19 protein-coding genes are annotated in these 21551 nt (G+C 64.3%); 6 read left to right on the top strand and 13 right to left on the bottom strand.

Annotation, left to right across the window (positions count from 1 at the left end):
- Position 1 precedes the first annotated feature (1 nt).
- The 8 genes from RHIBR816_RS0120460 to RHIBR816_RS38015 all read right to left on the bottom strand — a co-directional run bounded on the left by RHIBR816_RS0120460 (position 2) and on the right by RHIBR816_RS38015 (position 8478).
- Positions 2 to 745 (bottom strand): ABC transporter ATP-binding protein, encoded by a 744-nt coding sequence (locus RHIBR816_RS0120460; RefSeq protein WP_018238458.1) that lies wholly within the window; start codon positions 743 to 745, stop codon positions 2 to 4.
- Positions 742 to 1713 carry a branched-chain amino acid ABC transporter permease gene (locus RHIBR816_RS0120455; protein ID WP_018238457.1) on the bottom strand — a complete coding sequence of 324 codons (972 nt, stop codon included), beginning with the start codon at positions 1711 to 1713 and terminating at the stop codon, positions 742 to 744. Before RHIBR816_RS0120455 ends, RHIBR816_RS0120460 begins: the two co-directional genes overlap by 4 nt.
- Positions 1710 to 2588, bottom strand: coding sequence for a branched-chain amino acid ABC transporter permease (locus RHIBR816_RS0120450; protein WP_018238456.1), 879 nt, complete (start codon positions 2586 to 2588; stop codon positions 1710 to 1712). Before RHIBR816_RS0120450 ends, RHIBR816_RS0120455 begins: the two co-directional genes overlap by 4 nt.
- A 59-nt stretch (positions 2589 to 2647) precedes the next feature.
- A complete protein-coding gene (locus RHIBR816_RS0120445) occupies positions 2648 to 3787 on the bottom strand; it encodes an ABC transporter substrate-binding protein (RefSeq protein ID WP_018238455.1) in 1140 nt (379 codons plus the stop codon).
- 119 nt (positions 3788 to 3906) lie between these two features.
- Complete coding sequence (locus RHIBR816_RS0120440; RefSeq protein ID WP_018238454.1) at positions 3907 to 4800, bottom strand: LysR family transcriptional regulator; 894 nt, start codon at positions 4798 to 4800, stop codon at positions 3907 to 3909.
- 78 nt (positions 4801 to 4878) lie between these two features.
- Positions 4879 to 6114, bottom strand: coding sequence for an extracellular solute-binding protein (locus tag RHIBR816_RS0120435; protein ID WP_018238453.1), 1236 nt, complete (start codon positions 6112 to 6114; stop codon positions 4879 to 4881).
- Between the two features lie 34 nt (positions 6115 to 6148).
- Positions 6149 to 8251: a bifunctional diguanylate cyclase/phosphodiesterase gene (locus tag RHIBR816_RS0120430; RefSeq protein ID WP_018238452.1), complete on the bottom strand. Its 2103-nt coding sequence runs from the start codon at positions 8249 to 8251 to the stop codon at positions 6149 to 6151.
- A 50-nt stretch (positions 8252 to 8301) separates the two neighbouring features.
- Positions 8302 to 8478: a hypothetical protein gene (locus RHIBR816_RS38015; RefSeq protein WP_018238451.1), complete on the bottom strand. Its 177-nt coding sequence runs from the start codon at positions 8476 to 8478 to the stop codon at positions 8302 to 8304.
- 591 nt (positions 8479 to 9069) lie between these two features.
- On the opposite strand from RHIBR816_RS38015, the gene crcB reads away from it, so the two are divergent.
- Positions 9070 to 9459: a fluoride efflux transporter CrcB gene (crcB, locus tag RHIBR816_RS0120420; RefSeq protein ID WP_018238450.1), complete on the top strand. Its 390-nt coding sequence runs from the start codon at positions 9070 to 9072 to the stop codon at positions 9457 to 9459.
- A gap of 317 nt (positions 9460 to 9776) precedes the next feature.
- Complete coding sequence (locus RHIBR816_RS0120415; RefSeq protein ID WP_018238449.1) at positions 9777 to 11720, top strand: methyl-accepting chemotaxis protein; 1944 nt, start codon at positions 9777 to 9779, stop codon at positions 11718 to 11720.
- Between the two features lie 250 nt (positions 11721 to 11970).
- Here RHIBR816_RS0120415 and RHIBR816_RS0120410 read toward each other — a convergent pair whose 3' ends face one another.
- Positions 11971 to 12726, bottom strand: a complete 756-nt coding sequence (locus RHIBR816_RS0120410) for a fumarylacetoacetate hydrolase family protein (protein WP_018238448.1) — start codon at positions 12724 to 12726, stop codon at positions 11971 to 11973.
- Positions 12727 to 12752: 26 nt separating this feature from the next.
- Positions 12753 to 13805: a substrate-binding domain-containing protein gene (locus RHIBR816_RS0120405; protein WP_018238447.1), complete on the bottom strand. Its 1053-nt coding sequence runs from the start codon at positions 13803 to 13805 to the stop codon at positions 12753 to 12755.
- A 185-nt stretch (positions 13806 to 13990) separates the two neighbouring features.
- Between RHIBR816_RS0120405 and RHIBR816_RS0120400 the strand changes: the two genes are divergently transcribed.
- The 4 genes from RHIBR816_RS0120400 (at position 13991) to RHIBR816_RS0120385 (ending at position 17882) form a co-directional block, all read left to right on the top strand.
- The gene (locus tag RHIBR816_RS0120400; RefSeq protein WP_018238446.1) at positions 13991 to 14542 is read left to right on the top strand and encodes a TRAP transporter small permease subunit; all 552 of its coding nucleotides are present in this window, start codon (positions 13991 to 13993) and stop codon (positions 14540 to 14542) included.
- A gap of 106 nt (positions 14543 to 14648) precedes the next feature.
- Positions 14649 to 15929 carry a TRAP transporter large permease subunit gene (locus RHIBR816_RS0120395; protein WP_018238445.1) on the top strand — a complete coding sequence of 427 codons (1281 nt, stop codon included), beginning with the start codon at positions 14649 to 14651 and terminating at the stop codon, positions 15927 to 15929.
- 38 nt (positions 15930 to 15967) lie between these two features.
- Positions 15968 to 16981 carry a TRAP transporter substrate-binding protein gene (locus RHIBR816_RS0120390; RefSeq protein WP_026187239.1) on the top strand — a complete coding sequence of 338 codons (1014 nt, stop codon included), beginning with the start codon at positions 15968 to 15970 and terminating at the stop codon, positions 16979 to 16981.
- 73 nt (positions 16982 to 17054) lie between these two features.
- Complete coding sequence (locus RHIBR816_RS0120385; protein ID WP_018238443.1) at positions 17055 to 17882, top strand: HpcH/HpaI aldolase/citrate lyase family protein; 828 nt, start codon at positions 17055 to 17057, stop codon at positions 17880 to 17882.
- Between the two features lie 86 nt (positions 17883 to 17968).
- Here the strand turns inward: RHIBR816_RS0120385 and RHIBR816_RS36235 are convergent, their stop codons facing one another.
- The 3 genes from RHIBR816_RS36235 to RHIBR816_RS0120370 all read right to left on the bottom strand — a co-directional run bounded on the left by RHIBR816_RS36235 (position 17969) and on the right by RHIBR816_RS0120370 (position 21305).
- Positions 17969 to 18118 (bottom strand): hypothetical protein, encoded by a 150-nt coding sequence (locus RHIBR816_RS36235; RefSeq protein WP_084811285.1) that lies wholly within the window; start codon positions 18116 to 18118, stop codon positions 17969 to 17971.
- 83 nt (positions 18119 to 18201) lie between these two features.
- Positions 18202 to 18924: an ABC transporter substrate-binding protein gene (locus RHIBR816_RS0120375; protein ID WP_026187238.1), complete on the bottom strand. Its 723-nt coding sequence runs from the start codon at positions 18922 to 18924 to the stop codon at positions 18202 to 18204.
- Positions 18925 to 18926: 2 nt separating this feature from the next.
- The gene (locus tag RHIBR816_RS0120370; protein WP_018238440.1) at positions 18927 to 21305 is read right to left on the bottom strand and encodes an EAL domain-containing protein; all 2379 of its coding nucleotides are present in this window, start codon (positions 21303 to 21305) and stop codon (positions 18927 to 18929) included.
- Positions 21306 to 21551 lie beyond the last annotated feature (246 nt).

Genomic DNA, 21551 nt, shown 5'->3' with positions numbered 1-21551 from the left:
CTCAACCTCCGAGATAGGCTTCGATGACGGTCGGATCGTTGCGCACCGTTTCCGGGTCGCCTTCGGCGATGATCCTGCCGTTCGCCAGAACGATGATGCGCGTGCAGAGCGACATCACGAATTCCATGTTGTGTTCGATGACGACGAAGGTGGCGCCGCGTTCCCGATTGAAGGCCTTCAGCCGCTCCTTGAGGTCGCCGAGCATGGTGAGGTTGACGCCGCCGGCGGGCTCGTCGAGCATCACCAGCTTCGGTCCCGCCATGAAGGCCATCGCGGCGTCGAGCAGCTTCTGCTGGCCGTAGGAAAGCGATCCCGCCTTCTCGTGGGTCTGGTGCCCGAGCCGGAAGAAGTCGATCATCCGCAAGGCCTCTTCGGTGAGGCCCGCATCCGGCTTGCCGAAGAGCCTCGACAGCATCGTGCCCTTGTGCTCCTGGCCGGCGAGGATGATGTTGTCGAGCACCGTCATCTCGGGGAAGACCTGCAGCATCTGGAAGGTGCGGCCGACGCCGAGCTTGTTGAGGTCGCAGGGGCGCTTGCCCGCGACTTCCTTGCCGTCGACGAGCACGGTGCCCGTCGAGGAAGGCAATTGCCCGAGGACGCAGTTGAAGAGCGTCGACTTGCCGCTGCCGTTCGGGCCGATCAGGCCGAGGATCTCGCCCTGGTGGACGTCGAAGGAGACATTGTCCACCGCCTTGAGGCCGCCGAAGGATTTGCTGACATTGCGTACGGAAAGGACCGGCGTCATCGTCCTGCCTCCCAGGTCGTGGCATTGGGGTTCTGCCTGAGCTTCAGCGCCGTGCGGGCACGCTCGACGAGGCCGAGCAGGCCGGTCGGGCAGAAGATCATCAGCACGATGACCAGCACGGCATAGATCATCAGGTAATATCCCTCGGTGAAGCGCAGGAATTCCGGCGCGAGAACGATCAGCAGCGCGCCCAGTATCGGGCCGAAGAAGAAGCCGGCGCCGCCGACGATGACCATCAGCAGGACCTTGAGCGAGATGGTCAGGCCGAAGGAATGCGGATCGATGAACTGCGTGAGCTGGGCCAGCAGGCTGCCGGCCAGCCCGCCATAGGAGGAGCCGATGGCGAAGGCGAGAAGCGTCGTCTTGCGGATGTCGACGCCGAGGCTGTTGGCGCGGATCGGGTTTTCCCGGAGCGCCTTAAAGGCGCGGCCCCAGGGCGAACGGATGATGGCGTAGAGGGCGACGGCCATCAGCACGAACAGCGCCAGCACGAAGAAATAGAAGGCGAGCGGCTTCTGCGTCTGCAAGCCGAAGAGTTCCGGCCGCGGGATGCCGACGATGCCGTAGGTGCCGCCGGTCAGCCATTCCTCGTTGCGCAGCACCAGCACCACCAGCGCGTTGAAGGCGAGGGTGATGAAGGCGAGGAAGTGATGCTGGACGCGGAGCGCCGGGTAGCCGAGCAGAAGTCCGATGACGAAGCATAAGACCATCGCGGCGATCATCGCCGCCGGCCACGGCACGCCCGCCATGGTCATGAGCGCCGTCGTATAGGCGCCGATGCCCATGAAGGAGGCCTGGGCGAGCGACACCTGCCCCGCATAGCCGAGCGTCAGGTTGAGCCCCATGGCGGAGATCGAATAGACCAGCCACGAGCACAGCACGAAGACGCCGTAATTCGACTGCGTGAAGGGGAGCAGGATCAGGATCGCGAGACCCGCGACCAGGGTAGCGAGAGTGCGCTTGCTCATACGGTGCGTCCTTCCGCCTTTCCGAGCAGGCCCTGCGGCCGCACGAGAATGATGATGATGAGCAGGATCAGCGGCACCGCGGAGCGATACGACGCCGAAACGTAGGCTGCCGAGAGATTGTCGATGACGCCGAGCAGGAGACCGCCGGCCAGTGCGCCGCGGATCTGGTTGAAGCCGCCGACGATTGCCGCGATGAAGGCGATCAGGCCGAGCGTCTCGCCGTTCGAGAACTTCGCCAGGTAGATCGGCGAGATCAGGACGGAGGCGAGAAAGGCGAGGCCGGCATTGATCAGGAACGTGTAGAGGATCATCCGGCGCACCGGCACGCCGAGGATTTCGGCGACGTTCGGGTTCTGCGCGGTTGCCTGCATGCAGCGGCCGATCTTCGTGCCGTTCAGGAAGAGCTGCAGCAGCGCTACCGCGCCGAGCGCGATCAGCAGCACGGCGATGTCCTGCACCGAGATGGCGGCGCCCAGCACGTTGAGGGTGCGGTCGGAAAACAGGGCCGGGAAGGGCAAGGCCTCGGCCGTATAGAACTGCTTGACGCCTTCCTTCATCAGGATGCCGAGCGCGATCGTGGCGATGACGATCGGCAGGACGCCGTGCGGCAGCAGCGGATCGATGATGATGCGCTTGAAGCCGAGGCCGAGCAGCAGCAGCGAAAGCACCACGGCGATCGCCATCGCCACCGGAAAGCTCAGGCCAAGGAACTGCGTTCCGGCCAGAACGAAGAAAGCGGGCAGCATGATGAACTCGCCCTGGGCGAAATTGATCGTCTGCGACGCCTGCCAGAGCAGGGTGAAGCCGATCGCCGCGAGCGCATAGATCGACCCCGTTGCCAGTCCGGAGACGAACAACTGGAAAAACGTATTCATGGAAGATGTCCCCAAGAAAGGGGGCTTCGGGCCCGGCGGGCCGGAAGCCTCACCGTTTTTTAGAGTTTCGGAAGCGTGGACACGACGGTCTGCTTGCCGTCCTTGACCTCGACGAGGAAGCTTTCGCGGTTGACCTCGCCCTTGTCGTCCCAACTGGTCTCCATCAGGATGCCGGGTTCGTCGGCCGGCGTGATGGTCAGGCCATGCAGCGCATCCGCGAAGGCCTGGCGGTCGGCCTTGCCGTTCTTGGTGGTGACGTACTTCACCACATAGGCGCCCATATAGGCCTTGATGGCGTTGTGGTCGGGCTTGTAACTGTACTTCGCCTCGAACTTCTTGGCGAATTCCTCGATGCCGGGGATCGGCGCATTGGCGCTGAGCCCGACATGTCCGCGCACGCCGTTGACGGCTTCGCCGGCAAGGTCGACGACCTTCTGGTTCATCAGCGTCGTTTCGCCGAAGATCGGCTGGGTGACGCCCTGCTTGCGGATTTCCTTGAGCAGCCGGGCGCTTTCCTCTTCATGCAGATAGGCGAAGATTGCATCGGCATTGCTCGACTTCAGCTTGATGACGTCGGCTGCGAAATCGGCCTGGCCCACCTCGCTCGAAACGTCGGCGTTGACGGCGATGCCGTTCTTCTCCAGCTCGGCCACGAAGGAATCGCGTCCGCCCTTGCCGAAGTCGTCATTGACCCAGGCGACGGCGACCGACTTCACCTTCATTTCCTCGGTCAGATACTTGACCAGCTTCGGCATCGACTGCTGGGCGCCGAAGGAGGTGCGGAAGATGTAGGGATTGCCCATGTCGGTGATGAACGGGGCCTCGGCGCCGGTCAGCTGCGGCACGCCGTTCTGCTGGGCGACCATCATGTTGACCTTGACCGAGCCGGAATAGATCGGACCCATGATGACATAGGCGCCGTCGTCGATCGCCTTCTGCACCATGGCACGCGAGGTCGTCGGGTCGGTCTGCGTGTCGTAATCCGTCACCTCGACCTGTTCGCCGAGGATGCCGCCGGCAGCGTTGATCTCCTCGAAGGCGAGCTTCAGCGCGTCGCGCCAGTTGCTGCCCACGGTGGCCCCGGCGCCCGAGAGCTCGATCACGTTGGCGATCTTTATCGTGTCCGCCCAGGATATGTTCGGCAGGCCGGCCGATAGCGCCATGGCAATTGCGATCGACGCAAGTGCTCTTTTCGTCATGTTCTCCTCCTTATGTCGTTCTTCCTTGGGCGGCGAACCTCCCCCGCCCAGCTGCGTGATACTGTCCCATCTCTTACGTAACGGCAAATACCAAGTTATGCAGAGTCAATAACATCATGTTATCTTTTGGCGCCGTTCATTTCGGTCCTCAGCGTGTCGATGAAGCGCTCGGAAAAGATCGACAGCGGAACGTCGCGCCGATAGGCGACGAAGGTCGGGAAGGTCGTGTCCGCTTCGATTTCCAGGCATTTGATTCCCGGCACCCGGCCGGCGGCGACCGTGAACTCGTCGATGATGGCAATACCGAGCTCGGCGGCGACGAGGGCGCAGACGGTCGTGCCGAACCGCGCCTTGATCTTCATATCATAGGCGAGGTTCTGACGACGGAAAATCTCGGTCATCACCCGTCCGTAGGGATCGTTCGGATCGATCCCGATCAGGGTATGGCTGACGATTTCCGCCGGCGCGATGCTGTCCCTGCCGGCGAGCTCGCTGTCCTGCGGCACGATGCAGAGCAGCCGGCCGGTGGCGAGCGGTTCGAAATGGATGATCGAGTGTTCGAGATAGGAGCTGATCGCCACCACCTCGCCGCGGCCGACGAGCAGATAGTCGATCGCCTCCTCGATCTTCAGAATGTTGATGTCGACATAGAGTGACGGATATTGCTGGCGCAGCTTGGCGATCGCCCGCGGCACCATCACATTGGCGATGCTCGGAACCGAGCCGACACTGAGCTCGAGCCCGTCGCCCTTTTCCAGCCGCTGCACGGCGAACTGCAGGTCCTCGACCTGCCGGTAGACGGTGTCGAGCAAGCCGAAGATGTGCCGGGCCTCCGGCGTCGGCACATAGCGCCCATGGCTGCGGTTGAAGAGACGGACGCGAAGGCTGTCTTCCGTATACTTCATCAGCCGGCTGACGCCGGGTGCCGCGACGCCGAGGAGCTTCGCCGCGCCGGCGATCGTGCCGGTGACCATGATCGCTCGGATCACCTCGATCTGTCGCAAAGTCAGCATGACGCCTCCCAACGCCTCCAACGGAGCCTATTGGTAATTTTCAGGCGCCGTGGAAACAAGCGATTAAGTTATTGCTCGTCATTGCCGATCGATGATGTCGTAGAGGCGCTGCTGAGCGGTCTCGACGGGCATGGTCTGATCGTTGAAGAAATCGGCCAGCACGGCGATCCAGCCCTCCGAGGTCTGGGTGGGCATGGCCATCGACTGGGCGCTGACGCCGCTCTTTCGGATGATCTTCTCGAGGCCCAGGCGACCGCAGCGGTCGAGCCCGCTCGGGTCGACGTCGGTGCGCACCGGCAGCGAGCCCTTGATGCGGCTGAAGGCGACCTGGTTGTCGCGATCGAGCACCATGCGGGCGAAGGCGCGCTGCGCCTCGGCAGCATCCTCGCGGTTCGTCAGCGGAAAGGCGAAGGCGTCGATGACCATGAAATAGGCGATCTCCGTGCCCGGTATCAGGCTGCAGCCGAAATCCTTGTCGACGGCGTAGCCACGGGCCACCAGCTCGCCCTTTGCCCAATCGCCCATGAACTGCATCCCTGCCTCGCCGGCACCGACCGCGGCGGTGGCGTCCGCCCAGGTCTTGTTGTGGCGCGCTGCCGCCGGCGGGGCATAGCCGGACAGGCGCCGCAGCATGCCGAGCGCCTCGGCCATGCGTGGATCCCTGACGAGTGCAGGGTCGCCGCGCATGATCCGGGCATAGCCTTCGGAGCCGAGCTGCGAATACATGATGCCGTTGAAGACGAGGGATATTTCCCAGGGGCGATCCCCGAGGGCGATAGGCACGTGGCCTGCCGCCTTGATCTTTTCCGCAGCGGTGAAGATTTCGTCCCATGTTTCGGGCGCCTTCAGGCCGACCTCGCGGAAGATCGCCTCGCTGGTCCAGAGCCAGTTTTCCGCGTGGATATTGGTCGGCGCAAAGAACACCTTGTCCTTGTAGCTGATCCGTTCGAACACGCTTGCCGGCAGGACGCTGCGCCAGTCATCGGCCTTCGCGACGTCTTCGATGTCGAGCACGATACCCATCTCGGGCAGCTCGCGGGAACCCTCATTGGCATTCCATTGCATGACGGCGGGCGCATAGCCGTTTGCAATGCGATCGCTGACAACCCTCTGCACCGCCACCTTGTTCTCCGCCGGCAGGTCGATCCATTGGCGGCCGGTCTCGGCCCAGGCCTTGCGCAGCACGTCGAGTGCCGCCGCCTCGCTCTGCGACACCCAGAAATGCACGACATCGACGGCGCCGTTCTGATCGGCAGCAGCAGGCGGGCAGGCACTGCAAAGCAGCAGCGCCGCGGCCAGGCTGGCGCTTTTCATTCGTCTTCTCATCATCTCCTCCATCCTTGAAACGTTACCGTCGCGCGATCCGCCGCAGCGATGCCGGCGAAGTCTTGGCCGCACGCCGGCCTGCGGCTGCCCGTCCCGGCAGTCGCTGGCCTGCAAGGGCGGCGGACTCGGGCCTGGCGAAATGGTATCCCTGGCCGACGTCGCAGCCGGCCTCCATCAGGAAACGTCGCTGTTCTTCCGTCTCGATGCCCTCGGCGACGCAGCGCTTGCCGAGGCTCTGCGCGAGGTGGACCATGGCCTGGATGATCTGCTCGCTGCGGGCGTCCTTGCCGATGCCGTCGACAAAGCTCCGATCGATCTTCAATTCGTCGAAGGGGAAATCGCGTAAGTGCACGAGCGAAGCAAAGCCGGTGCCGAAATCGTCGAGCGAGATCGACAGGCCGTGCTGGCGGAACCGCGCCACCGTCGCAAGAATCTGATCGGCCGAGCGATTGAGAAAGACGTCCTCGGTGATCTCCACCGCGAAGTCCTCCCACTCCAGGCCGTTGTCGCGAACCGCGCCGGCAAACATCTCATAGCCTTCCTGGCCGACGAGCAGCACCTCCGGCAGGTTGATCGAAACGGGGCCGGGCGCGAGCCCGGCTGCCTTCCAGGCCTTGAGGTCGCGGCCGACGGTGGCGATGACGGCGCGGGTCATGCCGCGGATGAGCTGGGTTCCCTCCATCAACGGCATGAAGCGGCCGGGCGGGAGCAAGCCGAGCTCGGGATGCTGCCAGCGCACCAGCGCCTCGAAGCCCAGATGCGCGCCGGTCGTGAGATCGACCTTCGGCTGGTAGTGCACGACGAATTCGCGGCGATCGGCGGCGAGCACGAGGGCGAGGGAGAGCTGGTTCTGCTCGAGCCGTCTTGCCAGCGCCGCCTCGTCGAATATCACCGTGGCACTGCGGCTGCCCTTCGCGGTGTAGAGCGCCAGGTCGACGATGCGCATGAGGCTTGCCTCGTCCGCGGCGTGGTCGGGCACGACGGCGCCGCCGATGCTGGCAGAGACCTCAAGGGTGCGCTCCTCGAAGGAAATGCCGGCGGCGATCGCCTCGATCGCCCGCGCGGCGACCGCTTCGAGCGCGGCGGCATCGCCGATTCCCGGGAGCAGCACGGCAAACTCGTCGCCGCCGAGACGGGCGATGACGTCGCTCATGCGCAACGTCCTTTGAAGGGCGCGGGCGACATGCCGCAGCACCGCATCGCCGGCCGGATGGCCAAGGCCGTCATTGATGCTCTTGAAGCGGTCGAGGTCGACGAGCAGCATGGAGAAGCCGGTGCCGGTCCGCTCCAGTTCGCCAAAGAGGTTGCCGAGGGCAAGATTGAAGGAAGAGCGGTTGTTGAGACCGGTCAGTGCGTCGGTGTGGGCGAGCTGCGTCAGCTGCTTCTCGAACGCCATCGTACGGCGATGCTCATTGCGCAGCTTCTTCAGGAGCGGGCTGAACAGGAAGGTGCTCGCCAGGATGACGGCGGCGGCGATCAGCCCGAGGAGGCCCGTGGTGATCAGCTTGGCGTGGTCGATGCTGACGCCGCTGCGGTCATGCCCGTAGCGGATGAGGTCGCTGAACTGGCGGATAAGCATGCTGTCGGCAGCGACCGCGAAGTCGATCGGGCCCCAGAAGGAGTAGCGCTCCCGCCGGTCCTCGGTGCTTGCATCGGCTATCCGTGCGGCGCGCTCGAGAAAGTCCTGCAGCCGGGCGTTGAGCTCCAGACGCAATTGCACCGATAGTTCGTCGCGCCGGTTGAGTCTTTCCAGGAGATTGCCGCCGAGGCTCTGATGGAGCTCCTGCAATTCCGAGCCCATCGCATGAATATCGCCGATTGCCCGGTGGATATCGTCGCGCATCGGACCGATGATATATTCCGTCAGATTGGGATCGGTTGAGGCCCGCATCAGCGCCCGGGTCTGGTTGGCGAGCTGCTGGAACCGGATGTACTGGTTGCTGGTCAGAAAGCTGATCTTCTGCTGGAGCGAATGGCGGTCAAGGGCGACCAGCATGGTCAGATAGGTGGCGGCGATCAGCATCGTCATGACGATGACGGCGTTGAGATAGTGCCGGCCGATCGACCGGATATATTGCTCCACCGATTGCCGGGGCTTGGCCAGCAGTTCCGATCGTTCAATCATCTCATCAGGCTGACGTGCTCGCACCTTTGTCCTCCTCCGCCGGTCCCGCGTCAGGTACCGGTTCTTCCCCATTGTTCGGAGGCAGCCCGCAAGCCTTCTTGCGATACCGTCACGAGGCGGTCGAGCTCGGCGGCGACGACGAGCATGCGGTCCCTGGCGTTTTGCAGGTCGGCTGCGCGGGCGCGGTCCTTGGGCGTTCGGGGTGGAAAGGCAGCGATATTCGACACTGGTTACGGCTCCGGAAGCGAGATGCATGGATGGGCGAGGGGCGTCCGCCCCGTCACCCTGCGCCTGTCCCCGCGAACGGGGAGAGGAGATCATAAACGTCGAGCGCGCGGGCATCCTTCCGCGCCCGTCGCCGAATGCGGTCAGCCAATTCTCGAAACATGGGATATTGAAATCCCGCGGGCTCATCCCGCCGGAGCGAATGGATGGAAAAAGGCCGGAGCCTTCTGGATCGACACTCGAGGGCGTATCCCCCGGTTGCATTGGCGATCGCCGTCGCAATCACCACCCAACCGGGCTTGGGTAAACAAACGCTTAAATACGAAGCCTTTCCGACAGATCGCGGCGGAAAGTGGACAGGTCGATGCAGAAAGTGGATAGGACCAGTGCTCCGGGCTGCCCCAAATCGGTCCGGCTCGTGGAACGCGCCCGCAAGCGGTCGCGCCGCGGCATCCCAGCAGGCATGCATGGGACGCCCCGAGGCCGTGTCCGAGTCCAGGAAATCCTGCGCCAGACGGCGCGGCAGTTGTCGCACGCTGCGTGCCGCCTTATTGTCCCCAACTCTTGCGTCGCAAAAGGAAAAACACAGAGCAATGGCCTATCTGCTTGTATTCATCGGTGCCGGATTGGGCGGCGCCATGCGCCATGGCGTCAACCAGTTCGCCGGCCAGGTTCTGGGTGTCCCTTTCCCCTTCGGTACCCTGGCGATCAACGTCGCCGGTTCCTTCGCGATGGGCCTGCTTGCCGAATACTTCGCCTTGCGCGGCGACCTGCCCCCGGATGTACAGCTGTTCCTGGCGACGGGCGTCCTCGGCGGGTTCACGACCTTTTCCGCGTTCTCGCTCGACACGATCGGCCTCTTTGAGCGCGGCGAGTGGATGGCCGCGGCGATCTACGCCGCTTCCTCCGTGATCTTTTCGCTTCTCAGCTTGCTTGCCGGGATGATGGTCGTCCGCCTGCTCGCGGCCGGGCAGGCGGCCTGATTATCATGGCAATTTTAGAAATTACTTTTATAGAAAAGCTAATTATTCACCATTTCGCAACCAACAGATGCCATTTCTTGAGCAAAGCGAAGCGGATGTAACGCTTGTCTCAACCGCCATGAAGGCGGGTGGCCTTCGAGGCGCAAGCCGCCGCTAGGACTGGTTTTCACAGCATTTGGGACGGTTTTGACGCGGGCTGCACCATGCGCCCGCTCGCGCCTCCTTGATACGTTGATTCAGAAGGACGCAAGAACGACGGCCCGGCCAACTCGGTCGCGGGAGCCGCGGCGATGCATCAAAGGGACAAGGAAACATCGATGAGCCATTTCAAAAGTTTCGGGATTGCCGCGCGCCTTGCCATCGGCTTCGGCTTCCTGCTTCTCATGATGGTCGGCTTGACCGTCTATTCCGTCGTTCAGGTCGAAGAGATCAAAGGCAATCTCGCTACCATCAATGACGTGAACAGTGCCAAGCAACGCTTTGCGATCAATTACCGTGGCAGCGTCCATGATCGGGCGATCGCCATCCGCGACGTCACGCTGGTGACCTCCAAGGAAGACCACAATACGGCGGTCGCCCTGATCGCGAAACTCGCCGCCACCTATGCCGAGAACGAGAAGAGGATGGCCGATATGGTTGCTTCTCCGGCGGGCGCGAGCGAACAGGAACGAACGATCCTGGCCGAAATCGCCGCCATCCAGGCGAAGACCAATCCGCTCGTCGCCGACATCATAGCGCTGCAGAAGCAGGGGGACGGCGAGGGGGCACGCCGGATCCTGCTGGAACGGGCCAGCCCGCTCTTCGAGGCCTGGCTCGGCGCCATCAACAAGTTCATCGACTATCAGGAAGCCCTGAACAGATCGATCGGCAGCGACGTTCGCGGCGTGGCGAGCGGCTTCGAATCCCTGGCATTCACGGCGCTCGGTATCGCTGCCCTGCTGTCGATCGCCGCGGCGGCGCTGTCGGCGCGCTCGATCATCGGCCCGCTGTCGAAGCTTCAGTCGTCGCTGAAGGCGATGGCTGATGGCGACCTGACCGGCGACCGCCGCCTCGAAGCACGCCGCGACGAGATCGGCATGCTGGCCCGGGCCGTCGCTGCGCTGCGGGATGCGATTTCCGCCAAGGCGGAGCGCGAAGCGGATGCGGAGTCCACGAGGGCGATAGCGGAGCGCCAGCGGCTCGAAGAGGATGCCAAGCAACGCGAGGCTTTGGGCGAAAAAACCGACGAGGCCGTCCATCAGCTTGCCGCCGCCCTGCAAAGCCTGGCGGACGGCGACCTGACCCAAAGGATCGACACGCCGTTCATTCCGTCGCTCGACAAGCTGCGGCTCGACTTCAACGGCGCGGTGGAAAAGCTGCGCGAGGCGATGCAGGCAGTCGCCGAAAACGCGAGCGCGATTGCAGCCGGCGCGCAGGAGATCAGGTCGGCATCCGACGACCTCGCCAAGCGGACGGAACAGCAGGCGGCTTCCGTCGAGGAAACGGCAGCGGCGCTCGACGAGATCACCACCACGGTCGGCGATTCCAGCAACCGCGCTCAAGAGGCGGGCCAGCTCGTTCGCAAGACTAAGGACAATGCCGAGCGTTCCGGGCGGGTGGTCCGCGACGCCGTCGACGCCATGGGCAAGATCGAAACCTCGGCGGTCGAGATCGGCAACATCATCGGCGTCATCGACGAGATCGCCTTCCAGACCAACCTTCTGGCGCTGAATGCCGGCGTCGAGGCTGCGCGTGCCGGCGAGGCCGGCAAGGGCTTCGCCGTCGTCGCGCAAGAGGTGCGCGAACTGGCGCAGCGTTCCGCCAAGGCCGCCAAGGAGATCAAGGACCTGATCAATACTTCGAACGCCCATGTCAAGAGCGGCGTGGCGCTCGTCGGGGAAACCGGTAAGGCGCTCGAGGAAATCGTCGAGCAGGTCCAGCAGGTCGACGGCAATGTCGGGGCGATCGTCGAGGCCTCCAGGGAACAGGCAACGGGCCTGAAGGAGATCAGCACGGCGGTCAACACCATGGACCAGGGGACGCAAAAGAACGCGGCGATGGTCGAGGAAGCGACAGCGGCCGCCCACGGCCTTGCCAAGGAAGCGGACGAACTGTTCCAACTGCTCGGCCAGTTCAACATCGGCGCCGGCGCGGCATCGAAGCGAACGGCGACCGCGCCAAGCGCCCGCCCGGCTGCTTCGCCGGCTCGCCAGATGGTCGCCAAGGTCGCGCAGTCCTTCCGAGGAAATGCCGCCGTGGCGGAGGAATGGCAGGAGTTCTGAGAGGGCCGGGAGGGACCGGCGCCGAACTGGCCAAGTGGCACCCCCCTCTGGCCTGCCGGCCATCTCCCCCGCAAGGGGGGAGATTGGACAAAGGCGGAGCCCTGCCAGACAACAGGCCCGCGAAATCCCGAAAAGTAATTAGTCGAGCGAGGCGCCGCCACTTGCCGATCCCCCCCTTGTGGGGGAGATGCCCGGCAGGGCAGAGGGAGGGTGCTACTTCGGCGTCCCCAATATCGCCGCGGCCTTTTCGCTATTCGAACCGAACAGCTAGACTCCATCGCCCGTCGAGCCGCACGTCGACGCGGCCGGGTGCGGCGAGGTCGAGGGCGCCGCACAGGCTGCCGGTGGTGACGATTTCGCCGGCAGCGAGCGAGTTCTCCGCCCTTTGCGTTTCGTTGGCCCAGCCGACCAGCCAGGCGAGCACGTCGCCCGCCGGATGATGCGCTTCTCCCTCGAAGATCGGGGCTCCGTCGAGGCTCACGCCCAGCGTCCGCCCCTCCGCGTCGAGGAAATCACGTGGCAGTTCAGGCCCGAGCACGTAGCCGGCATTGCCGAGCCGATCGGCAAGGAAGAGAAGGAACGGCGCCTTGCTGCCTTCGTCGATGCGGCTGTCGAGGACCTCGATCCCGAGATGGACCGCGCCGATGGCGGTGATCACCTCGTCGCGGCTATAGCCTGCCTGTCGCGGCGGTAGGCTCGAGGCAAGACGGAAGCCGATCTCCGCCTCGACGCGCACACCCCTGCGCCAGCGAAAGGCGGCGGGCCGCGCATCCGCCCCGACGATCGCGATCGGCGAGAGGCGGCCGGCGACGCTTATGCCTTCGGGTGAGCGGGCCACCTTGTATCCCGCGGCGGGCGCGTCTTCGGGCGCGACGAACGCCGCCTGTACGGCGGTCGCCTCGGCGATGGTCGCGGGCGCCGGCAGCTGCGCGGCGGCGATGCGATCCTTCGCTGTCGCAAAACGCTGGGCGAGATCAGCAGCATCGAAAAGTGTAGCGTCGGTCATGCGAACATCCGTTTTGGAAGGAAAGGTCAGGCGGCGGAACGGGCAGGGACACCCGTCGATGCCCGGAGGATCAGGCGGCTTTCGAGCGGCGGCGGCGGTGGCGGCTGACGGCCGGCGAGGCAGGCGAGCAGATAGTCTGCCGCCCGCCGGCCGATCTCGGCATTGTCGACACGCATGGTGGTGAGGGGCGGGTCGGTCTGTTCCGCCATCGCGACGTCGTCGAAACCGGTGATCGAGAGTTCGTCCGGCACGCCGATGCCCAGCGCCCGGGCCTCGATGAGCGCGCCGATCGCCAGCGCGTCGTTGCCGCAGACGACTGCCGTCGGCCGTGGCCCCGGGGCATCCACGATCGAGCGCAGGCTCTCGCGGCCGAAGGCGATGCTCGCCGGCCCCTCGCGCACGTGTTGCGGTCTGAGCGCCACCCCTTCCTCGGCGAGCGTCGCGCGCAGGCCCTCGATGCGGGCCACGACGCGGTCGTTGTCGATCGACGGCTGGTGGATCAGGCCGAAATCGCGATGGCCGAGATCGAGCAGGTGGCGGGCGATCCGCCGGAAGGCGGCGGCGTTGTCGAAACCGACGCTCGGGTGAGGCGAGCCGGGCCGGTGCGAATAGGTGACGACATAGGGAACGCCCCGCCCGGAGATCGTCTCGAACAGGCCGGGGCGGTGCGATTCGCCGACGACCGCCAGCGCCTCGACGCCGCGCGCCAGCATGGTGCGGACCTGGTTTGCGGCCTGGTCGGCGTCGTAGTTCGAACAGCCGATCAGCACCGTGACGCCGTCGGCGGAGAGCCGCGTCTGCAAGGCGCCGACCTGGGAAGCGAAGACGTCGTTGTCGAGCGTCGGAATGAGGACTCCGGCAAGCCAGGTGCGGCGACTCGCCAGCGCCGCGCCGGCCGGGTGCGGCATCCAGCCGAGCTCGGCCGCCGCCTTCAGCACCTTTTCGCGAATGTCCGGGGCGACCTTCTCCGGCGCATTGAAGGCGCGCGACACCGTGGCAGTCGAAACACCGGCAAGCGCCGCGACATCGAGCGCGCGGGCCCCCGTCTGTCCGTTCCGCTCTCTTCCTCCGCGTGCCACCGGTTCGATTCTCCTCAATCGATTAGATATGTATACGGTTACATCCGTTCTTCCAAGCCTTTTACATTCCATTTGACACTTCGAATGAAAGTGATATGTAAGCGCTTACATTCTGAGCGGCGTCCGGAGGCGGTGATGTGCAGAGGCGCATGACCGGGACAGTCCTCATCGGAGGAGGAGCCAACGTGAACGCGATCCGCAAATTCCTGCTGAGCCCCATGCAGTTCCTGCTCGCCGCCTGTCTTGCGGCCATGCTGGTTCTGGTCTTCGGCAATGTCGTCCTGCGCTACGCCTTCAACACCGGCATTTCCGTGTCGGAGGAGCTGTCGCGCCTGCTCTTCGTCTGGGTGGTCTTCCTTGGCGCGGCGGTGACGCTGTTCGAGCAGGCGCATCTGGGCGTCGATACGCTGATCAGGCGGCTCTCTCGCAAGGGCCGCCTCGTCTGCTTCGTCCTTTCCAACCTGCTGATGCTCTATACGACCTGGCTGATCTTCTCCGGCACCTGGCAGCAGTTCGGCATCAATCTCGGCATGACGACGCCGGTCATGGGCATCTCCCAGGCCTGGTTCTTCGTGCCGGTGCTGATCTTCACGGGTTTCGCAGCCGCCTGGTTCTGCCTCTCGCTCTTGCGGTCGCTGAGCGGTCGGATCAGCGACGAAGAGCTGATCGGCGTCAAGGAATCGGAAGAGGATTTCGACATCGCGCAAATGCCGCCCGGCGGCGCGCCGCCGCGCTGAGGGTGTTGCCGAGCCGTTTCAATGCGCCATCGGCGCTTCCGAAAGTTGCAGCCGCGATCCGAAGGGTGAGTTTCCCCCTTAGCCCAGCGGCAAAGGTTGGTCCGCGATGACAATTCTGGTCTTCATCACCGCCCTTCTTGCCGCCATGGCGATCGGCATGCCGATTGCCTATGCGCTGCTGATCTGCGGGGTGGCGCTGATGGTGCAGCTTGCCATGTTCGATCCGCAGATTCTGGCGCAAAACCTCGTCGGCGGCACCGACAGCTTCACGCTGCTCGCGGTGCCCTTCTTCATGCTGGCGGGCGAGGTGATGAATGCCGGTGGGCTCTCGAAGCGCATCGTGGCGCTGGCTCTAACGCTTGTCGGCCATGTGCGTGGCGGGCTCGGCTATGTGGCGATCATCGCGGCCTGCGTTCTCTCTGCGCTCTCCGGGTCGGCGGTCGCCGACGCGGCAGCGCTCGGGGCGCTTCTCGTGCCGATGATGGTCAAGGCCGGACACGACAAGGCGCGCTCCGCCGGCCTCGTCGCCTCGGCCTCGGTCATCGGACCGATCATCCCGCCGTCGATCGCCTTCATTCTCTTCGGCGTCACCGCCAACCTGTCGATCTCGAAGCTCTTCATGGCCGGCATCGCGCCGGGCCTGATGATCGGCGTCGGCCTTGCGGTCGCCTGGTGGCTGATGGTGCGCAAGGAGGAGATCGAGCTCCGGCCGCGTGCCAGCGGCGCCGAGCGGCTGAAGGCGCTGCGCGAAAGCCTCTGGGCGCTTGGCCTGCCGGTGATCATCATCTTCGGCCTGAAATTCGGCCTGTTCACCCCGACCGAGGCCGCCGTCGTCGCCGCCGTCTATTCGATCTTCGTCGCCACCAGCATCTACCGCGAGCTCAGCCTTTCCCAGCTCTACGCCGTCTTCGTCTCCTCCGCCAAGGTGACGAGCGTCGTCATCTTCCTCGTCGCCGCGGCGCTCGTCTCGGCCTGGCTGATCACCATCGCCGACCTGCCGGGGCAGGTGATCGAACTTCTGTCGCCCTTTATGGACAGCCCGAAGCTCCTGATGCTGGCGATCATGATCCTCGTCGTCATCGTCGGCACGGCGATGGACATGGCGCCGACCATCCTGATCCTGGCGCCGGTGCTGGTGCCGGTGGTGCAGGCGGCCGGCATCGACCCGATCTATTTCGGCGTGCTGTTCATCATCAACAATTCCATCGGCCTCGTCACGCCGCCGGTCGGCACGGTGCTGAACGTCGTCGCCGGCGTCTCCAAACTCAACATGGAAACGGTGATCCGGGGCGTCACGCCCTTCATGGTCGCCCAGCTCGTCGTGCTGGGGCTGATGATCGCCTTTCCCGAACTCGTCATCTGGCCGGCCGCCTGGCTGGGGCGCTGAATTCTTAAAAAATCGCATCGTATCAAGGAGGAAACGACATGCGTAAGACTTTGATGGCAGTGATAACCGGTCTGATGCTGGCTTCGGCCGCGCCGCTTACGGCCAGCGCCGAGATCAACGAGCAGACGATCCGCTTCGCCAGCGCCGGCGCCGAAGGCTCGCCGCTCGTCATCGGCCAGCGCAAATTCGCCGAGATCGTCAAGGAAAAGAGCGGCGGCAAGATCGACGTCAAGGTCTTTCCGGCCGGCATGCTCGGCGGCGACCTTCAGTCAGTGACCGCGCTGCAGGGCGGGCTCTTGCAGATGTCGGTGATGAATGCCGGGCTTATGGCGAGCCTTGCGCCGGACTTTGCCGTGCTCGACCTGCCGTTCCTGTTCGAATCGACCAAGGAAGCCGACGCGGTGATGGACGGCGAGGTCGGCAAGACCTTTGCCAAGGAACTCGACGACAAGAACCTCGTCGTGCTCGCCTACTGGGAGCTCGGCTTCCGCAATCTCACCAACAGCCGCCGCCCCGTCGAGAAGGTCGACGACATCGAGGGCCTGAAGATCCGCGTCGTGCAGTCGCCGATCTATCTGGAAATGTTCCAGGCGCTCGGTGCGAATGCGGTGCCGATGCCGTTCCCGGAAGTTTATACGGCGCTGGAGACCGGGACGGTCGACGGCCAGGAGAACCCGGCACCGAGCATCCTGACGGCCAAGCTCAACGAGGTGCAGAAATACATCACGCTGACGCGCCACACCTATAATCCGATGGTGCTGCTGTTCTCGAAGCCGCTGTGGGAGAAGCTCGACCAGGAGGAGAAGGACCTGTTGCAGGCCGCCGCCACCGAGGCCGCGGCCTTCCAGCGCCAGCTCTCCCGCGATGCCGACCAGAAGGCGGTCGACGCGCTTGCCGCCTCCGGCATGACCGTCACCAAGCTGCCGCCCGAGGAAATCGCCCGCTTCCGCGAGAAGACCAAGCCGGTCGCCGAGAAATTTGCGGCCTCCGCCAATCCGGACCTCGTCAAGGCGCTCAACGAAACGATCGAGCGGGTCCGCGCCGCAAACTGAAGTCCCGTCATCGCATGGGGCGTGAAGGCGCGCCCCATGCTTCCCCTCCCGACAAATTCGAGGCTGACTGTTCATGTACACACCCAACCGCCTGAAAGCCCACCTTGCCGCCGGTCACGTCGCGTTCGGATGCTGGGTCGGCGGCGGCGCGCCGACCAATGCGGAAATCCTCGGCCATGCCGGCTTCGACTTCCTGCTCGTCGACCACGAGCATGGCGTCGGCGAGACCAGCGAGATCATCGACACGCTGCGCGCCATCGAGACGACGCCGTCGCCGGCGCTGGTCAGGGTGCCGTGGAACGATCATGTCTTCCTGAAGCGGGTGCTCGACGCGGGCGTGCAGTCGGTCATGATCCCCTCGGTCGATACGGCGGAAGCCGCACTTGCGGCGGTCCGGGCCTGCCGCTACCCGCCGGACGGCATCCGCGGCTATGCGGCGGGCGTCGTGCGCGCCTCGACCTTCGGGCTGGAGCCCGGCTATATCCACAAGGCCAACGAGAACATGCTGATCGCCGTGCAGATCGAGTCCTTCACGGCGGTCGAGAACGCCGAGGCGATCGCGGCAACCGAGGGCGCCGACATCATCTTCATCGGCGTCAACGACCTCGCCGGCTCGATCGGACGCCTCGAGCAGACAGGTCATCCGGAGGTGCGCGAGCTGGTTCAACGCGCCGAAAAGGCTATCCTCGCTTCCGGCAAGATCATGGGTACCGTGCCGAACGCCGGCGCTTCCGTCGCCGATCTGGTCGACCGCGGCTATCGCGTCATCGCCGGCCCGCACGACGTGGCGCTGCTGCGCGACGCGGGCCTCGCCGCCGTGGCCGAGTACCGGGCGCTGCGGCAGGCGGAGAAGGGCGGCCAGCAGGCGACCTCGTCCTCGCACCTGCAGAAATCCTACTGACCGGGCGTCCCGGCCGTAAAGCCTCCTCGGGGTTCGCCATCGTGATGTAGGCGAACCCGAGTGCCGCGCTCACGCCGCTGAGATCGTCAGTGCCGGTAAACCAGCCAGAGGACCGCGGTCAGCAGGATGCTGACGATAAGGCCGCTGGTGATCGGGACGCCGATCCGCGTAAGCCAGGGCCAGAGAATGCCGATGGCGACGATGACGAGGCCGATGGTGATCAGGATACGGGACATCTGTGCCGGTCCGGCCTCGCGAAAATGAAGGCTCTGCCGATCATACAGGGCTCGCTGCCGGCGGCCTACTGCAGTCTCGCCGCTCACTTCTGCTCTTCGGTCGCGAGTCCGTATTTCTCGAAGAGACGCCCCTGCGTGCCATCGGCGATGACCTTGTCGAGGCCCTTCTGCATCCGGCCGATCACTTCATCCGGCACGGAGGGATTGCAGGCGATCGAATAGATGTCCTCGGCAAGGACCAGCGTCGATTCGATCGGCGTGCCGTCGCGCTTCAGCTTGTCGAAGTATTTCTCCGAAATCGGCATCAGGTCGATGCGACCGGTCAGGAGCTTCTTCAGCGTCAGTTCCAGGTCGGTGGCGAGGTCGATCCGCGGGAAACCGTTTTCCTCGAGAATGGTCTGGGTGAAGTCGTCGCGCTGCGTGCCGACCTTGAAGGTCTTTGCCTCGTCGAGGGTCTTCGGATTGGCAGGCGAGCCGACCTTGCGGATCAGCACGGTGCGGCTCTTCAAGAGCGGCTCCACCCATTTGAAGCGGGCGTGACGCTCCTTGTTATGGACGGTGGTGAAGACGCAGTGCATCTCGTGGTTCTCGGCCAGGAAAAGCGCGCGGGCCCAGGGCATCATCTCCATCGTGTATTGGAGGCCGGCATTGTCCATCAGAAGCCTGACCTGCTCGACCGAAGCACCCTTGTAGTCCTCGCCCTCGCGAAAATTGAAGGGCGGGTAGGATTCGGTCACCAACTTCACCTCAGCCGATTGAGCGGCGAGCGGAAAGAGAAGTGCAATCAGGAAGAAGAGCTGTTTCATCGTCAGGTCCCAGGCGCGGCCAGCAATGGCAGATGTGCGCATTCGAGTTTGGATAAGATGTCGCCGACGGGCTGGGGACGCCCGAGAAAATAGCCCTGCCCATGGCTCACGCCCAGTGTGAGGAGCGCGTCCAGCTGTTCCTCGGCCTCGATCCCCTCCGCGACGACCTGGCAATTCAGCTCGTTCGCCACGGTCTGAATGCCGGCGATGAGCTTGCGGACCCGACGGCGGACCGTTTCGCTCTCATCCGTCAGCGATCGGGTAAAGGCCTGGTCGATCTTGATGATGTTGACGGGGAAATGGACGAGGTAGCTCAGCGAGGAATAGCCCGTGCCGAAATCGTCCAGGGCGATTCTCAGTCCGGCATTGTTCAGTGCGCCGAGAACGTCGCGAATGTCGGGGCTGGGGTGCATCAGCACCGCTTCGGTGATTTCGATGACGATGCGCGTCGGAGTAATGCCCCATTTCATCAAGGTGGAAAACGTGCTGGCCGGCAGCTCCGGGCGGAATTGCAGGGGCGAGACGTTGACGGCCAGATAGGCGTTTTCGAGGCCCGGTACTGAGGAGAGACGTGCAAGATGCGCGACGGCCTTTTCGAAGATGCGCTCGCCGATCCTGAGGATCGCGCCGGTCTCTTCGGCGACCCGGATGATTTCCGCCGGCGGCAGGATGCCGTGTTCGGGATGGTTGAGGCGCATCAGCGCTTCAAAGCCGGCGACCCGGCCGGCCTTGAGATCGACGATCGGCTGCAGATGGACGTCGAACCAGTCTTGCCGCAGTCCCTCTTCGATATAGGTGTCGATCTTCAGCCTTTCCTGGGCCAGGCTCGCCATCAGCGGGTCGAAGAGCTTCGCGCCGTTCTTGCCGTTGTGCTTGCGGGCATACATCGCCATGTCCGATTTCTGCAGCAATTCGGCGGCGGTCTTCGCCTGCGCAGGATAGAGCGCAATGCCGATGCTGGCACTCAGCGACAAGGCGTTGCCGTCGACGATGACAGGCTCCGCGCAGGCGGCGGCGATGCGCTCGGAGATCTGCAGCGCGGCGCTCTGTGCCTTGCTTGCCGGGATCAGCACGACGAATTCGTCGCCGCCGAGCCGCCCGACCTTGTCCTCGCCGCGCACCTGCGAGCGGATGCGTCCGGCGATCTGGCGCAGCACGTCGTCGCCGGCGGCATGGCCGAGATTGTCGTTGATCGGCTTGAAGCGGTCGAGATCGATGAGCAGGCAGGCGAGTTCTCCGCCCTCTTCGGCCGTCTGCCGGATCGACCGATCGAGCACCATCTCGAAGCCGGGGCGGTTGAGGAGGCCCGTGAGGTGATCGGTGATCGCCTGGACATGGTTGCGCTCCTCCGCCGTCTTCAATTCGGTAACGTCGGTCATGACGGCCAGGGACAGGGTTTCATCCGCCTCGAGCGCCTGCACCTCCTTGATCAGGACGTCGATCAGGCGGCCGTCGGCGCATCTGAATTTCACCGTGACGGTGGCGGCCTCAACGCCTTCGCTGGCCTGCCGCTTGCGGTTTTCGTAGGCGGTGCGCGTGGCCGGGTCGAGAAAGTCGGCGAAGGGGTGACCGAGAACGGTCTCGCGGTCGTAGCCGGTGGCGAGCAGCCAATAGTCGCTCACCGCCGTCAGGCGATCCTCGTCGTCGATGGAATAGAGCTTCGCCGGCGTCAGGTTGTAGATGCGCGTCGTCTTCTGATGGGCGCGCTTGAGATCGTTCTCCTCCTGGGCGAGGCGGGCCTGCATCTCGTTGAAGTTGGCGGCCAGCATTCCCATCTCGTCGGCGGAAACCCAGTCCACCATGTGGCGCGACCCGAACCGGCGCGTCGCCTCGATGGCATGCGTCAGGCGCCGCAGCGGCCTCGTCACCATCATCCGGTTGCCCAGGATGGCGGCCGCCGTGATGATCACGATCGCGAACAGGAAGATGCCGATATAGACGGCATCGTCGAACTTGAAATCGGAAAGGAGGTCGCGCTGCCTGAGCGCGATCTCCAGCTCGCCGACGGTCTTGGTCCCATCGACCGAACGATAATGGACGGGGGTGGACAGGATCTCTCCCGGCGGATCCTTGTCCTGCGAGCGTTCCGGCAACCTGACATCGAGACCGCCGGCGACCTCGTGCACGCGGACGGAAATCACCGAACGGTCCGCGAGGATCGTGCTGGCGATCTGCCGAACGCTTTCCTCGTCGAAATCCCAAAGCGGCTTGCCCAGCGCCAGCGAGTTGGCCTTGAGCAGGACCTGGCCGTGATCGATGACGTCGCGATAGGCGCGTTCATTCGAGAGATAGAAAAACAGCACGAAGAGCGGCGCGATCAGCAGCAGGAGAGCGCTGGAAACGATCAGTATGAAGCGGCTCTCAACCGAATGCGTATTCATCTAAATGCCCAGGACCACGCCGCATCGAGAAGGCCGACGCGAGGCCGCCTCTCCATTCTTCGGTCCCATCCCTGGCTCTGCGACAGGCGCCGAAGCGATCTGCCGCCAATCCCCGCCAGCAATGCGAGCAAGAACGAAACCGGAGCCCATGGTCCGTTGAAAACATTAGGCTTCGGTAAATAATGTGCGCTGCGGATAGCCCGATCGCGCTGGAATATCCGAATTGCGCAGCTGTCGCCGCTGCGG

It is taken from the genome of Ensifer sp. BR816, from assembly GCF_000378985.1.
In the GTDB taxonomy this organism is placed as follows: Bacteria; Pseudomonadota; Alphaproteobacteria; order Rhizobiales; family Rhizobiaceae; genus Sinorhizobium.
Note: the sequence above shows the minus strand (reverse complement) of the source record. Positions and strands in the feature narration are given on the sequence as shown.

Excerpts from the sequence above, each read along its gene's own strand:
- RHIBR816_RS0120460 (WP_018238458.1), bottom strand. The coding sequence starts at position 745 with ATGACGCCGGTCCTTTCCGTACGCAATGTCAGCAAATCCTTCGGCGGC.
- RHIBR816_RS0120410 (WP_018238448.1), bottom strand. The coding sequence starts at position 12,726 with ATGACCGACGCTACACTTTTCGATGCTGCTGATCTCGCCCAGCGTTTT.
- RHIBR816_RS0120375 (WP_026187238.1), bottom strand. The coding sequence starts at position 18,924 with ATGAAACAGCTCTTCTTCCTGATTGCACTTCTCTTTCCGCTCGCCGCT.
- RHIBR816_RS0120370 (WP_018238440.1), bottom strand. The coding sequence starts at position 21,305 with ATGAATACGCATTCGGTTGAGAGCCGCTTCATACTGATCGTTTCCAGC.
- RHIBR816_RS0120395 (WP_018238445.1), top strand. The coding sequence starts at position 14,649 with ATGACAATTCTGGTCTTCATCACCGCCCTTCTTGCCGCCATGGCGATC.
- RHIBR816_RS0120440 (WP_018238454.1), bottom strand. The coding sequence starts at position 4,800 with ATGCTGACTTTGCGACAGATCGAGGTGATCCGAGCGATCATGGTCACC.
- RHIBR816_RS0120415 (WP_018238449.1), top strand. The coding sequence starts at position 9,777 with ATGAGCCATTTCAAAAGTTTCGGGATTGCCGCGCGCCTTGCCATCGGC.
- RHIBR816_RS0120390 (WP_026187239.1), top strand. The coding sequence starts at position 15,968 with ATGCGTAAGACTTTGATGGCAGTGATAACCGGTCTGATGCTGGCTTCG.
- crcB (WP_018238450.1), top strand. The coding sequence starts at position 9,070 with ATGGCCTATCTGCTTGTATTCATCGGTGCCGGATTGGGCGGCGCCATG.
- RHIBR816_RS0120445 (WP_018238455.1), bottom strand. The coding sequence starts at position 3,787 with ATGACGAAAAGAGCACTTGCGTCGATCGCAATTGCCATGGCGCTATCG.
- RHIBR816_RS0120385 (WP_018238443.1), top strand. The coding sequence starts at position 17,055 with ATGTACACACCCAACCGCCTGAAAGCCCACCTTGCCGCCGGTCACGTC.
- RHIBR816_RS0120435 (WP_018238453.1), bottom strand. The coding sequence starts at position 6,114 with ATGAAAAGCGCCAGCCTGGCCGCGGCGCTGCTGCTTTGCAGTGCCTGC.
- RHIBR816_RS0120455 (WP_018238457.1), bottom strand. The coding sequence starts at position 1,713 with ATGAGCAAGCGCACTCTCGCTACCCTGGTCGCGGGTCTCGCGATCCTG.
- RHIBR816_RS0120430 (WP_018238452.1), bottom strand. The coding sequence starts at position 8,251 with ATGATTGAACGATCGGAACTGCTGGCCAAGCCCCGGCAATCGGTGGAG.
- RHIBR816_RS36235 (WP_084811285.1), bottom strand. The coding sequence starts at position 18,118 with ATGTCCCGTATCCTGATCACCATCGGCCTCGTCATCGTCGCCATCGGC.
- RHIBR816_RS0120450 (WP_018238456.1), bottom strand. The coding sequence starts at position 2,588 with ATGAATACGTTTTTCCAGTTGTTCGTCTCCGGACTGGCAACGGGGTCG.